Below are 12,201 nucleotides of genomic sequence, written 5' to 3' on the forward strand. Positions count from 1 at the left end.
ACCTTTTGTTCATGAATTTTTCGGCTGTTATGAACACCATGAAAGCAGCCAATCCTACTTGGAACATGTTAGGATAGTTTGGCAATTTCTTTAATTTTGTCAAGGTCCAGGTCTTTAAGGGCCCGTACGTTGTCCGAAACGACTTGTGGGTCCCAGTCCCACCATTTGGCCTGCAGCAATACTTCAATCACCGCATCGTCATAGCGTTTCCGGATTGGTTTGGCCGGTATGCCGCCGACCACGGTATAAGGAGGAACATCCTTAGTTACCACGGCCCGGGCACCAATGATGGCTCCGTCACCGATCTGGACACCGGACATGATGAAGGCCTCATAGCCGATCCACACATCGTTGCCGATGACAATATCGCCTTTATTATCCCAGGCTTCGGTGACAAAGCCGGCGTGGCTCCAGTCGTCAAACAGTTCAAACGGATAGGTCGATAACGAATGGAGGGTATGATGAGCGGCGGTAAAGATGAACTTTGTGCCATGAGCAATGGAACAATACTTGCCGATAATCAGTTTGTCGTGATTGACAATAGGATAGTGATAAAGAACATTCTGCTTTTCAAATAGCAGAGGGTCCACCGAATCGTGATAAAACGTAAAATCGCCGATAAGGATATCGGGATTATGGATGGCATTTTTAATATAGCACATATTTGTGTTGCCTTCCCGTGGAAACAGTTTGTTGGGGTCAGGACGCTGACGCATAAGTATCGCTCCTTTGGCTGTTGTGTCTTTTATCTATATTGTTCAAGATAAACAGGATGAACCCTTTTATAATATGGGCATAAAAGTTTGCTCCATGCATGCCTATTCGCCTGGCTATAGCAATAGTTGTTCATTTTTATCCGTTGAAACGTGCTAAAGTTAGTGATGGTTGCGAATTGCTGTTGCTGATAGGGTTAGTACTTTGTCAGTCTTAAAACAGTAGGGAAAATGGACGGCCAGTATTTACTGGAGTAAGGTTGACAAGGTATCAGGTATGGGAAGAGCAAAAATTTTGATAATAATAATTATGGAGGAACGATATGAATAAAAGGGTAGTCATTACAGGAGCAGGTGCTATAACTTCTTTGGGACAGGGCGCAGCGGCCCTGTGGCAAGCGGTTAAAGAAGGCATATCAGGGATAAGCCGGATTGAAAGAATTGATGTGACCGATTTACCGACCAAGGTGGCTGCAGAAATAAAAGCGTTTGATCCAGGACAGTTCATGGACAAAAAAGCAGCTAAAAGAATGGACCGTTTTTCTCAGTATGCCATGGCGGCAACCCATATGGCCCTGGAACACTCGCGGTTAAGCGCCGGCAAGCTCAACTCTGAAAGAACGGGTCTGATCATGGGTTCCGGGATCGGCGGTTTGGAAACGCTGGAGAATCAGCATCGTATGTTATTGGAACGGGGCGCAGACCGGGTCAGTCCGTTTTTGGTGCCGATGATGCTGCCCAATATGGCCGCCGGAATGCTTGCCATCCAGTTTGGCATTAAGGGGTTTGTCGAGTGCGTTGCTACGGCCTGTGCAACCTCGACCAACGCAATCGGCGACGCTTATAAAGCAATCCAGAGAAATGCTGCCGATGTTATGATTGCGGGAGGAACGGAAGCACCCATTACCCGGCTGGCGCTGGCAGGCTTTTGTGCCAATAAGGCGATGACCACAAACCCTGATCCCAACAGTGCCTGCAGACCCTTTGATTCGGAGCGGGATGGATTTGTGATAGGAGAAGGTGCCGGAGTGGTCATTCTCGAAGAACTTAACCATGCCCTGAACCGGGGCGCAGATATTATTGCCGAAATCGTGGGTTATGGCTGCACAAACGATGCCTATCATATGACCGCAACTCCTCCTGACGGGGAAGGCGCCGCCCGGTGTATGCAACTGGCCTTAACCGATGCAGGGCTTAGGCCAAGCGATATTCAATATATTAACGCTCATGGAACCTCCACCGGCCTGAACGACAAGACCGAGACTGCCGCGATAAAGGCTGTATTTGGGGAGTATGCCTATCAATTAGCCGTGAGCTCCACAAAATCGATGACCGGCCACTTATTAGGCGCCACCGGCGCTATTGAAACGATGCTTACCGCCTATGCGCTAAAAGAGGGTTTTTTACCGCCGACGATCAACTATGCCAATCCGGATGAGGAGTGCGACTTGAATTATCTACCTAATCTTGGCAGGCAGGCTGATATTACTCATGCCCTGACCAATTCTTTTGGCTTCGGCGGGCACAATGCGGTATTGGTTCTAAAACATTACCAATAGTCGACGGCAGCGCAGGCTATTTGACGGTAGTTTATCAATAAGAGTCAGATGACGGCGGTCCGGAGGTGAAACATGATTGATTTAAAAGACACGATAGCAGAATGCATAGCCTATATTGAGAACAACCTGCATAATAAGTTTTCCCTGGATGACATTGCCGCTCACTGCAGGATATCGAAATATCATTTGCACCGGATGTTTAAATCACTGACGGGAGAGTCGCTGATGGAATATGTCCAAGCGCGGAAACTCTCCGCCAGTATTGATGAACTTACCAATACCCATATGAGAATTATTGATATCGCTTTGGATTATGGCTTTGATTATGAACAGTCTTATATCAGAGCCTTCCGCAAGAGATTTGGCCATACGCCTTTGAAAGTACGGTCGGAACAAATGTCCATCCCCATTAAGGAACGGCTCAACATGAATGACATCCTGTCGCTGGATAATTCCATTATTTATAAGCCGTCATTTATTTTTAGGCAAAAGTTTTTCCTTGTCGGCATGGAACATAAAATTATGAGTAAATCGGGGGACAAGGTTGCTAACGCGTATGGAAGGGATTTTTTCTATCATCACCGGCAGCAAGTAACAAATCCAATAAATCCTCATGTATACTTCGGCTACACCGACTGGAAGGACAGCGAGAATGGCTATATATTTTACATGCCTTCCGTACAGGTGCAGAATCTGGATCAGATTCCGGAAGGAATGATGGGTGTCGCCATTCCGGCGCATAAGTATGTCGTCTTTCGTTTTGTTGGTTTTTTCCGTCCCGATGAAATCAATGGCCGGCAAGTTGGCCGGCTGCTGGTCCACATGTATTCCAAATGGATTATAAAATCCGGCTTTACCTTTGCCGATAAGTTCCGGTTTGAATATATTGATTCCAGTTTAGCCAAAGATGATTATTGTGAATTGGACATTTATCAACCCATCGTGGATGCCAATAAAATGTAGATCTGGCAAATAAAACCGCCACTTGCTGTGCAGCAAGTGGCGGTTTTGCCTTTAAAGTAACTGTGGAGCTTGAGCGACGGGATGGATTCAATTACTTTCTTACAAGCGTCGGAACGTTTTTCTGCCAGTCTTCATTTAATTCTCCATGAACTTGTTCCAGCAAATCAGGAATCTTCAGCTCCTGTGGGCAGTGTTGTGTACAAAGACCGCAAGCGATGCACCGGTCTGCGCCATGACCGGAAGGCAGCAGGGTTCCCTGATAAAAAAACTGGTCGATCGGGTGAGGCTTTACAAGCTGATAGTTGTTATAGAGTTTAAACAGTTCGGGAATACTCACGCCCTGGGGACAGGGCATGCAGTACTGGCAGCCTGTGCAGCCGATGCTGTTTTTTGCTTCGAAGGCTTCTCTGATTTTAGTTATTAGTTTTTGATCTTCTTCCGACATAGCATTAGGTTTGGCAGCAGCAAAGATATTCAAATTGTCTTTCAACTGGTCGAGATTGCTGGTGCCGCTTAGAATGAGCGATACCTCCGGCATGTTGTACAGCCAACGGAAGCACCATGCGGCAAGCGACCGTTTCTGAGGGTAAGCGTCGATCAGAGCGTGAACCTCCCGGGGGGCGTTACTCAGCAGATTTCCTCCGCGCAGCGGTTCCATAATGACGGTGGCCAGACCCTTTTGGGCGGCATACCGTACCCCCTCAATGCCGACCTGCTGATATTCGTCCAGAATGTTGAGCTGAATCTGGGCCATCTCCCAGTCGAAGGAATCAACGATTTCTTTAAAAGCTGCCGTTGTGCTGTGAATCGAGAAGGCTTTATGCAGGATTTTCCCTTTTGCTATCATGTTATCAAGGAAGGTCAGTCCATCATAGCGCTGTACTTTTTCCCAGTTGGCGAGGAACAGATTATGCAGCAGGTAGACGTCGATATGATCGGTCCCCAGACGTAGCAATTGTTCGTCCAGATATTTTTCAAAGTCCTCATGTTTTGTGATGTTCCAGATAGGGCTTTTGGTGGCAAGATAGACTTTATCCCGGTAGCCGTTTTTTAGCGCTTTCCCGGTAATGACCTCACTGTCTTTATAGACATAAGCGCTGTCCAAATAGTTGATACCTTGGTCGATGGCATAATGGACCATATGGATGGCTTCCGCTTCGTCTTGCGGAAACCGCATACAGCCCAAGCCCAGTTTGGATACTTGCAGTCCTGTTTTTCCATACAGTGCGTATTCCATAGGTTCCTCCCCGTTCTTGTATTTTTTATGTCTCAGAACCAGCGGTAAGATGCCTGTTAATTAGGAACTTCTTACGCTATGGCAGGTTCACGGCAGCAGCGGTTCTTTGGCAAAAATGTATTGCCACTTAGTCTGGAGGGTGCCTTCGTGATAAATTTATAGTCCTTTAACGGTCAATGGTCGCCATAACCCAATCGGGATACCGTTTCCCGGATACTTTTTCCGGAGCCAAGGCATCGTCCAGTAGTTTGAGTTCTGAGGCATCAAGGCGAACACTGGCGGCAGCCACATTCTCTTTTAGGTAGTTTAGCCGCTTTGTCCCGGGGATGGGTACAATATGGCCGTCTTTATGCAGCAGCCAGGCAAGAGCAATCTGACCGGGTGTTACGTGTTTAATTGCGGCGATTTCCTGTACTTTCTGTGCGGCTTTCCGATTGGCATCATAATTGTCACCTTGATAGCGGGGGTCACTGCGTCTGGTATCATCTGCCGGATATTCTTCGGCGCGCCGGACCTGGCCGGTCAGAAAGCCCCGGCCAAGGGGACAAAAAGGGACCAGACCGATGCTTAGTTCACGCAGAACCGGGATGATGTCGGCTTCCAGATTCCGTTCCCAGAGTGAGTATTCGCTCTGCAAGGCAGAGAGCGGCTGGACAGCATGGGCGCGCCGGATGTTTGCGACTCCGGCCTCGGAGAGACCCCAGAAGCGTACTTTTCCCTCCCTGATCAGATCGCCGACCGTGCCGGCCACTTCCTCGATCGGAATGGCAGGATCGACACGATGCTGATAAAGCAGGTCGATATAGTCGGTGTTGAGCCGGCGCAGTGAACCTTCTACGGCTGTCCGGATATGAGCCGGCCGGCTGTCTCTTTCCGCGCCTGCCTGTTTGCCGTTTTCAAAACGGAAACCAAACTTTGTGGCAATGATTACCTGATCGCGCCGGTTCTGGAAAGCCCGGCCGAGCAGTTCCTCATTGGTAAAGGGGCCGTAACCTTCGGCCGTATCAAAGAAGTTGCAGCCCAGCTCAACGGCATGATGCAAAGTGGCAATGGATTCTTTTTCATCCGCCGCACCATAGGACTGGCTCATGCCCATACAGCCAAGCCCGATAGCTGAGACCTCCAGTCCCTGACAGCCAAGTTTGCGTTTGGGTAAAGTCATAGGTATTGTCCTCCCGGTTAATTATTTAGAAGCGTATATATAAAATAAGCTGTGTTACCTGCTATAAGAATAGTATTGCTTGAAAGAATAAAAGGAAATAGACCGTTACTGCTTAATACTTGCCTAAAACTGCAAAATGAGCTGGTTTGTGTTGCCGCACATGCTGCACCATGCTACGATGGTAGTATGTATTAAGAAGCGTTAGAGCGGCCGCCGCCAGGATGTACGGCAACTAAAGAATTATCTAGCGAAGGGCAGGGAACACACGTGGAGAAGCAGCAACAGCACCCCGCAGCGGTCTTCGGTGAGATGGTTTCCATTCACCGCAAACTGCTGGAGCAGATTATCGCGATGACCGAGAGGATTACCGGGGCCGAAGGAACCACCGGCACGCCGATTCCCTATCTTTCCATTTACCGGCGCAGCTATCAGGCCCCACTGATCCCCAGTGTTCTAACTCCCTCATTTTGCCTCATTCTGCAGGGTGAAAAGGAACTCCACCTTGGACAGGATATCCTTGCTTACCACGCAGGCGATTATCTTGCCTCCATCATAGATATACCGGCATCGGGGCGAGTGATTGGCGCAACCGAAGCGACACCCTATATCGGTTTGCGTATCGATTTTACTACCAAAGAAATCGCTTCGGTGGTGATGGAGGCTGAGATTAACGTTAAATCCAAGGATAAAATGCTCGGCACAGCAGCCTTCATTGGAAGAGCCGATACAGAACTGCTGGACATATTTGTACGATTGCTGAAGCTGCTTGGTAAACCAAGGGAAGCTCCTTTTTTATCTGCGCTTATCAAACGGGAAATGATGTTTCATTTACCGTCAGGCGACTATGGACACCTATTTCTTCAACAGGCGCTTTATGATCAGCAAGCCGACGGAATCGGCCGGGCCATAGCCTGGATTAAGGAAAATTTCTCGCAGCCTTTTACTGTGGAAGAACTTGCAAAATTAAGCAATATGAGTGTGTCCGGACTACATCATAAATTTAAAGCTATCACCACGATGGGACCCCTGCAGTATCAAAAGCAACTGCGTCTTCAGGAGGCGCGTCGTCTCATGCTGAGCGGTTCCCTGGATGCAACCGGCGCGGCGCTGGAAGTCGGCTATGAAAGTCCGTCGCAGTTTACCCGGGAATACCGGCGTCTGTTTGGCTTGCCGCCGCTAAAGGATATGAAAGCTGTGCGAGAAACCCCTGATGCCGGAGAAGCCGGCAATAAGTAAACGGCTACTAGTATGCTTGTGATAAAGCTTTTGCAAGGGGAGTGGAATTTGCAAAATAAGTCAGGCAAAAAAACGATTAAGACAGGAGATATAACATGAACGAAGATAGATTTACCGGAAGAGCCAACCTTTACGCAAAGTACCGGCCGTCATATCCGGCTGATTTTATTGAATATTTATATTCGCAGGTTGGTTTGACTAAAGATAGTATTATTGCGGATATTGGTTCCGGTACAGGAATATTCACCAGACTTATGCTAAGGCAACACAGTTTTGTCTATGGAGTCGAGCCCAATGAGGATATGCGAAAAACAGCCGAGAGTGAGCTGGCCCGCTACCGGAATTTTGTATCGATACATGCACCGGCTGAAAGAACGGGATTAAAAGCTGCCAGCATTGACTTTGTTACCGTTGCCCAGGCTTTTCATTGGTTTGACAGGGAAAAATTCAGAATGGAATGCAAAAGAATAGTAAGAGAAAAAGGCAAAGTAATTTTGGTATGGAACAGCCGGGGTAATGAAAGTGAATTGACCAGGGAAACCATTGAAATAAACCGAAAATATTGTCCGGGCTTCGAGGGGGTTTCCGGTGGAATGAGGGAGGCAAACCCGGAACAATACGGTGATTTTTTTAAAGGTGGCACTTGCGAATATAAAGTGTTTAGCAATGACTCAATTCTTGATGAAGCCAGCTTTATCGGCCGCAACCTGTCGGCATCCTATGCACCCAAACAGGGAACAGAAAGCTATGAGCCATATATTTTTGACCTTACCCGGTTATTTCAAAAATACAGTAAATCCGGTTATTTGCGTGTGCCTAGTCTTACGCGAAGTTATGTTGGCGAGGTATAGGAAGGCCGGTGGTTTCTCCTGTCGCTTCCGGATGAGGTAGGCCGGTACGCGGCCGGCAATGGTATAAGTAAATAGATAAAAATAAAAAATGAATATGACATATAGTTGTCTCATTACCTTTTGTACAATAAAGAAAAAAATAAGAGGTGATGAGAAACTATGACTGCAAATTTTATTAAAGTTGATCAAGAGACATGTTCCCGATGTGGCATTTGTGCCACCGTTTGTCCTGGTGTTATCGGTATGGGAAGCAACGGTCCGCAGGCTGTCCGGGATCTTTGTGTAAGCTGCGGACAATGTGTGGCGGTTTGTCCTACGGGAGCCTTGGATAACACCAATACGCCGTTAGCAAATCAGGTTTCCGCTGCGGGAAACGCGGTTCTTGATCCGGATCGGGCTGCCGGATTTTTGCGGTCACGCCGGTCGATTCGCAATTATCAGCCTAAGCGTGTAGCAAGGGAAAAGTTACTGAAATTGCTTGATATTGCCCGGATGGCTCCGACTGCCTGCAATTCACAGGGAATTTCCTATCATGTGGTGGACAATCCCGCTATATTACAGAAGATTTCCGCAGTCGTTATGGATTGGACGGAAGACCAGCTGAACCATTCTCCCGCCATGGCTTCAGCAAAGTATGCCCCCCATCTGGCGATGATGGTAGAAATGTACCGGCAATCCGGCGAAGATGTTGTTTTGCGATCAGCGCCATGTTTGATTGTAGCTGTCGCGGATAAGCATTCTTTTGCCACAGGAAGGGATAATACGTATATATCCTTTGCCTATTTGCAGCTCTTTGCCATGTCATTGGAACTGGGCACGTGTTGGGCCGGCTTGTTTGAATACTGCGCCGCCTCCGGTTATGAGCCGCTTCTTCAATTGCTGGATCTGCCGGAAAACCTGCAGGTGACCAGCGGCATGATGGTTGGTTATCCGCAATTCACCTATAAACGATGGGTGGAGAGAAACCTCCTGCAAGTTACCTGGCAATAGAACAAACCGGCTGGCGTTTGCCCTGCCCCGTGATGCCTCACACTGGTGCTGCGTTGCCACTGAAGTCTGGACGAATTTTAGTTTATATGCTAAACTATTTGTAACGGGAGGGTGGCAACATGCAGTCAGCAACGGAAAACAGTGATCCCCGGCAGGGCAGCGCCCGAATCGGCCGGCTTATTATGAAGCTCAGACGCCTTGAACGGCAGCCGCACCACTTCGGTGCCGCAGGCTGTCTGACTCCCAGTGAAATTCATACGATTGATGCGATTGGGACGGGGGGCGGAATGTTAATGAGTGAACTGGCAACTCGCCTGGGGATTACCAAGGGGGCGGTTACCCAGCTTGTCACTCGTCTGGAAGATAAGGCCTGTGTGCAGCGCCGGTCCCATGCCACGGACAGTAGAGCGACACTGGTTTCGCTGAGTACCAAAGGAGAGCAGGCATATCTGGCGCACAGGCAGTTAAATCAGAAGTTTTATGAAAGGCTTGGCGCCCAGTTAACCGCGCAGGAAATAGCTGTTTTTGAAAAATGTGTGGATATATTTTGTGAAGTATTAGACGAGTAATTTTTTTGAACATTTAGTTTAGTAGCTATACTATATGCTGCTTTTATCCGCGCTAACTGTCTGATAGAATCGCTGACGGCGAAAGAACGTGCTCAAGTTGTCTTTGGAAGCTGACCAAACCGTACATAACTAGGAGGTTATTGATTATGAAGAATCCAGTGCAGGCACCAGGCGCGTTATACCGGATGATGCAGCAATATAAAGAGGCCCAGTTGCTACTTGCCGGGATTCAATTGGATGTTTTTTCCCATTTGCAGGAGGCGGTGACCGCAGCTGCGGTGGCCGGCGAGACAAGATATGACGCGCGTAATCTGGCATTGTTTTTAAACAGTCTGGCGGCTATCGGTCTGCTTGAAAAAAAAAGGTGATTGCTTTCAGAATACGCCGGTAGCCGAAGTCTTTTTGAACAGGCATAGCGAGCTTTATTTGGGAGAATATCTGGCCTTCCGGAACGAAATGACCAGCCTGGACAAGGTGGTGGCACGGGTGCGCCAGGGGCCGGATGTAAGCATCAGGCAGCATAATCAGGGCAGCAGGGTATACAATTTCCGGGAACTGGCCCGCCTGTCGGCTGTTGAAATATATACCGGGCGGGTTCAGGATTTTTTGCAGGCAGTGCAGAGCGTGTTTTTACCGGACAGTGCCGTACGCCTGCTTGACCTGGGGGGTGGCTCCGGCATGCTGGCGATCGAGACCCTTATACATTTTCCCCGGGCTTCGGGAGTGATTTTTGAACATCCGCAGGTTGCCGACATTCCGGAGCAGTTTGTCAAGGAGCGTCAGTTAATGGACCGGCTGCAGGTCTGGCGGGGCGATTTTACGACAGATGATATTGGAGCCGGTTACGACTTGATCATTGCTTCCGGTATTTTTGATTTTGCCAGTACCGACTTGCCGGGAATGGCCGGTAAAATCGCCCGGGCGCTGCGGCCACACGGCTATCTGTATCTGGTCAGTCATCAGGTCAGCACCGATTTTCTTTCCCCTAAGGAAGTGATTGTGGGGTGGCTGCCAAGTCATCTGGATGGGCTGGACCTGCTGCAGAGCCGGCAAAGCATTGAGGCCGCCCTGGCTCAGACCGGTTTGATCAAAGCCGGCCGGGATGCTGCGGGGGCAGCAGGCGGTCTGCGTGGTCAGTTGTACCATTTTGCATAAACAAGTAAAGGGCGGTTCCTTCTGTTTTTTTACTTTTGATTTTTAACTGAATATCTGTAAGGGATATTGACAGGATATTGCGAAATCAAGTAGAATTTAATTAATAATTGTATAATAATGGCAAACTCATCGAAAGATGAGGACGCAAAGCTATGGGTCTGTCAGCGAAAATCCGCTTGTGATCGCCAGGCTGCCTTCTTCCAGCAGGAAGATCAGGTTGCCTGTTTTTTTTGTGTAAATTTCCGCGCAATCACATGATATATATAGTTACCTTATCTACAGGGAGAGTCAGTAGCGGACATACCCGGAAAATGGCTGAGACCGAAGGAACTATACGCATAGAAATGCATCACAGACGAAACTGGATAGCGGTAGTAGCCCGGCTCCATTGATTAAGGGGCAGGCATCGGAGCAGGTTAAAGAGGATGGGGTTGAATTATGGAAAAGGATGCTTCTGAAATAGAATTAACCGAAGAGGAACTGATGAGACTTCTGAAGAACTTACCTCAGATTCTTGAGGAATTGATTGCTGAGCATGGACAGCAGGCAGAGGATGTAGGGCAGGCCGGCAAGTAAAGGCCTATACAAGGAATAAACATGGATGTCAGGGAATTTTTTCTGTACATAAAAAAGCGGTAGCTGACGGAAACGTTTTTTCTGTACTAAAGAGATCATACAGCAAGCCGCCCGCTGTCCTGTTAAGAGAAACAGCGGGCGGCTTGCAACAGCAATAATGAGGGCAGGTACCTTATCAGCCTTTATCCAGTGAATACTGTTTTAAGACTGCCAAAGTACTGGTTAGGAGCCTTCGCCATGGCGATGACCGGTGTGATTTTGATTTTTTACCGTTTTAGATCCCGAAAGTGGTTCCTGCAGGCTGTCGTCAGGCGGTTTGTGACCTTTGGCACGATGCGGCTGATCAACTGGATAGGCTTCGGGCTTGGACATGCGATCTCCTCCGGTTTGCAGGTTTTGTTGGCAACAGATGTCTTGTTTCAACAGCAAGATTCTAACTATAGTTTGCGCGCCTTGGCCGGTGCTATCCCTGGAAAAATTACGCTTGCTTGTGCTTTTCTGTCAGGCCGGAAACATTGCGGCAGAGGGTTTAATTACATTTTTTAAAAAGAGAGCCGTTATGTGAAAAATAAGTATAGGTTTTCCGGGCCAGACCTGATACAATCAAAGTATAATACATTAGGGGGGGCCACCGTGCAGCAACGTTATAGACAAGAAAAACAGACGCAGATGATGCAAATGCAAATGAGCGACAAACCGGTTATTAAAGAGGACAACCGGATATTTCGCGTACAAAATCCTATGCGCAGCGAATTATCGTTAAGCCTATTCTTTTTGTTTAAAGGACATATCGCCAACAGTGTGAAAAAAACCAGGGAGGCCCATCCTCAGGTCAATATTATTTTCGGCAAAGTGGGCGGCTCCTGGTGGAAACCGGAATTCCGCATTATTGTGGGTGGCAAGAACAAGAAAACGGTCCAACTGGCTATGGAAATGCTGCAGAAGAAGTTGAACGGGGAAAAGGAAAAAAAGGAAAAAAAGGCCGAGAAAAAATAGGAAACCGGTCGTTGACGGCGAGGCAGGCCTTATGGGGAGGCATCCTCAGTGAAGAAAGAGGAAATACCGGGTAAGCTGCTGTCCGCCGAAATATTTGAGAACCTGCGAATTTCGCAGGTTCTTTATTATTTTAGCAAGCTTTTTAAAAGACTTATTTTCAGTCAGGATATAATTTGATTTTTCTTGTCTTTGGC

General features: G+C 48.1%; 14 protein-coding genes and 1 riboswitch. Of the genes, 10 read left to right on the forward strand and 4 right to left on the reverse strand.

All coding sequences use genetic code 11. The features are described 5' to 3' along the window. Positions 1 to 68 precede the first annotated feature (68 nt). Positions 69 to 716: a CatB-related O-acetyltransferase gene (locus tag F3H20_RS04750; RefSeq protein WP_149733809.1), complete on the reverse strand. Its 648-nt coding sequence runs from the start codon at positions 714 to 716 to the stop codon at positions 69 to 71. Positions 717 to 1,036: 320 nt separating this feature from the next. Between F3H20_RS04750 and fabF the strand changes: the two genes are divergently transcribed. Further along, a complete protein-coding gene (gene fabF / locus F3H20_RS04755) occupies positions 1,037 to 2,272 on the forward strand; it encodes a beta-ketoacyl-ACP synthase II (RefSeq protein WP_149733810.1) in 1,236 nt (411 codons plus the stop codon). 72 nt (positions 2,273 to 2,344) lie between these two features. Continuing rightward, entirely contained in the window at positions 2,345 to 3,235 is an 891-nt protein-coding gene (locus tag F3H20_RS04760) for a helix-turn-helix domain-containing protein (RefSeq protein ID WP_149733811.1), read from the forward strand. A 91-nt stretch (positions 3,236 to 3,326) separates the two neighbouring features. Here the strand turns inward: F3H20_RS04760 and F3H20_RS04765 are convergent, their stop codons facing one another. Beyond that, entirely contained in the window at positions 3,327 to 4,472 is a 1,146-nt protein-coding gene (locus F3H20_RS04765; RefSeq protein ID WP_149733812.1) for an aldo/keto reductase, read from the reverse strand. Positions 4,473 to 4,638: 166 nt separating this feature from the next. Then, complete coding sequence (locus F3H20_RS04770) at positions 4,639 to 5,634, reverse strand: aldo/keto reductase (protein ID WP_149733813.1); 996 nt, start codon at positions 5,632 to 5,634, stop codon at positions 4,639 to 4,641. A 267-nt stretch (positions 5,635 to 5,901) separates the two neighbouring features. On the opposite strand from F3H20_RS04770, the gene F3H20_RS04775 reads away from it, so the two are divergent. The 7 genes from F3H20_RS04775 to F3H20_RS19830 all read left to right on the forward strand — a co-directional run bounded on the left by F3H20_RS04775 (position 5,902) and on the right by F3H20_RS19830 (position 11,011). After that, positions 5,902 to 6,870, forward strand: coding sequence for an AraC family transcriptional regulator (locus tag F3H20_RS04775; RefSeq protein ID WP_223191619.1), 969 nt, complete (start codon positions 5,902 to 5,904; stop codon positions 6,868 to 6,870). A gap of 95 nt (positions 6,871 to 6,965) precedes the next feature. Further along, positions 6,966 to 7,721, forward strand: a complete 756-nt coding sequence (locus tag F3H20_RS04780) for a class I SAM-dependent methyltransferase (RefSeq protein ID WP_149733814.1) — start codon at positions 6,966 to 6,968, stop codon at positions 7,719 to 7,721. A gap of 159 nt (positions 7,722 to 7,880) precedes the next feature. Then, positions 7,881 to 8,711 (forward strand): nitroreductase family protein, encoded by an 831-nt coding sequence (locus F3H20_RS04785; RefSeq protein ID WP_149733815.1) that lies wholly within the window; start codon positions 7,881 to 7,883, stop codon positions 8,709 to 8,711. 119 nt (positions 8,712 to 8,830) lie between these two features. Continuing rightward, positions 8,831 to 9,280 (forward strand): MarR family winged helix-turn-helix transcriptional regulator, encoded by a 450-nt coding sequence (locus tag F3H20_RS04790; RefSeq protein WP_223191620.1) that lies wholly within the window; start codon positions 8,831 to 8,833, stop codon positions 9,278 to 9,280. Between the two features lie 146 nt (positions 9,281 to 9,426). Continuing rightward, entirely contained in the window at positions 9,427 to 9,648 is a 222-nt protein-coding gene (locus F3H20_RS20105) for a methyltransferase family protein (RefSeq protein ID WP_223191621.1), read from the forward strand. Continuing rightward, on the forward strand, positions 9,632 to 10,435 hold the full coding sequence (locus F3H20_RS04795) for a class I SAM-dependent methyltransferase (RefSeq protein WP_223191622.1): 804 nt from the start codon (positions 9,632 to 9,634) through the stop codon (positions 10,433 to 10,435). Before F3H20_RS20105 ends, F3H20_RS04795 begins: the two co-directional genes overlap by 17 nt. 109 nt (positions 10,436 to 10,544) lie before the next feature. Beyond that, positions 10,545 to 10,633, forward strand: a riboswitch (cyclic di-GMP riboswitch). Positions 10,634 to 10,873: 240 nt separating this feature from the next. After that, positions 10,874 to 11,011, forward strand: coding sequence for a hypothetical protein (locus tag F3H20_RS19830; RefSeq protein WP_188128201.1), 138 nt, complete (start codon positions 10,874 to 10,876; stop codon positions 11,009 to 11,011). A 222-nt stretch (positions 11,012 to 11,233) separates the two neighbouring features. On the opposite strand, the gene F3H20_RS20410 is transcribed toward F3H20_RS19830, so the two are convergent. After that, positions 11,234 to 11,383: a small acid-soluble spore protein P gene (locus F3H20_RS20410; RefSeq protein WP_149733816.1), complete on the reverse strand. Its 150-nt coding sequence runs from the start codon at positions 11,381 to 11,383 to the stop codon at positions 11,234 to 11,236. Positions 11,384 to 11,644: 261 nt separating this feature from the next. Here F3H20_RS20410 and F3H20_RS04805 point away from each other — a divergent pair, with 261 nt between their 5' ends. Continuing rightward, a complete protein-coding gene (locus tag F3H20_RS04805) occupies positions 11,645 to 12,007 on the forward strand; it encodes a hypothetical protein (RefSeq protein ID WP_223191623.1) in 363 nt (120 codons plus the stop codon). Positions 12,008 to 12,201 lie beyond the last annotated feature (194 nt).

Source organism: Propionispora hippei DSM 15287, assembly GCF_900141835.1.
Lineage (GTDB): Bacteria > Bacillota > Negativicutes > Propionisporales > Propionisporaceae > Propionispora > Propionispora hippei.

Bases quoted from the DNA above. Each gene is read 5' to 3' on its own strand.
- F3H20_RS04750 (WP_149733809.1), bottom strand. From the start codon at position 716: ATGCGTCAGCGTCCTGACCCCAACAAACTGTTTCCACGGGAAGGCAAC.
- fabF (WP_149733810.1), top strand. From the start codon at position 1,037: ATGAATAAAAGGGTAGTCATTACAGGAGCAGGTGCTATAACTTCTTTG.
- F3H20_RS04760 (WP_149733811.1), top strand. From the start codon at position 2,345: ATGATTGATTTAAAAGACACGATAGCAGAATGCATAGCCTATATTGAG.
- F3H20_RS04765 (WP_149733812.1), bottom strand. From the start codon at position 4,472: ATGGAATACGCACTGTATGGAAAAACAGGACTGCAAGTATCCAAACTG.
- F3H20_RS04770 (WP_149733813.1), bottom strand. From the start codon at position 5,634: ATGACTTTACCCAAACGCAAACTTGGCTGTCAGGGACTGGAGGTCTCA.
- F3H20_RS04780 (WP_149733814.1), top strand. From the start codon at position 6,966: ATGAACGAAGATAGATTTACCGGAAGAGCCAACCTTTACGCAAAGTAC.
- F3H20_RS04785 (WP_149733815.1), top strand. From the start codon at position 7,881: ATGACTGCAAATTTTATTAAAGTTGATCAAGAGACATGTTCCCGATGT.
- F3H20_RS04790 (WP_223191620.1), top strand. From the start codon at position 8,831: ATGCAGTCAGCAACGGAAAACAGTGATCCCCGGCAGGGCAGCGCCCGA.
- F3H20_RS20105 (WP_223191621.1), top strand. From the start codon at position 9,427: ATGAAGAATCCAGTGCAGGCACCAGGCGCGTTATACCGGATGATGCAG.
- F3H20_RS19830 (WP_188128201.1), top strand. From the start codon at position 10,874: ATGGAAAAGGATGCTTCTGAAATAGAATTAACCGAAGAGGAACTGATG.
- F3H20_RS20410 (WP_149733816.1), bottom strand. From the start codon at position 11,383: ATGTCCAAGCCCGAAGCCTATCCAGTTGATCAGCCGCATCGTGCCAAA.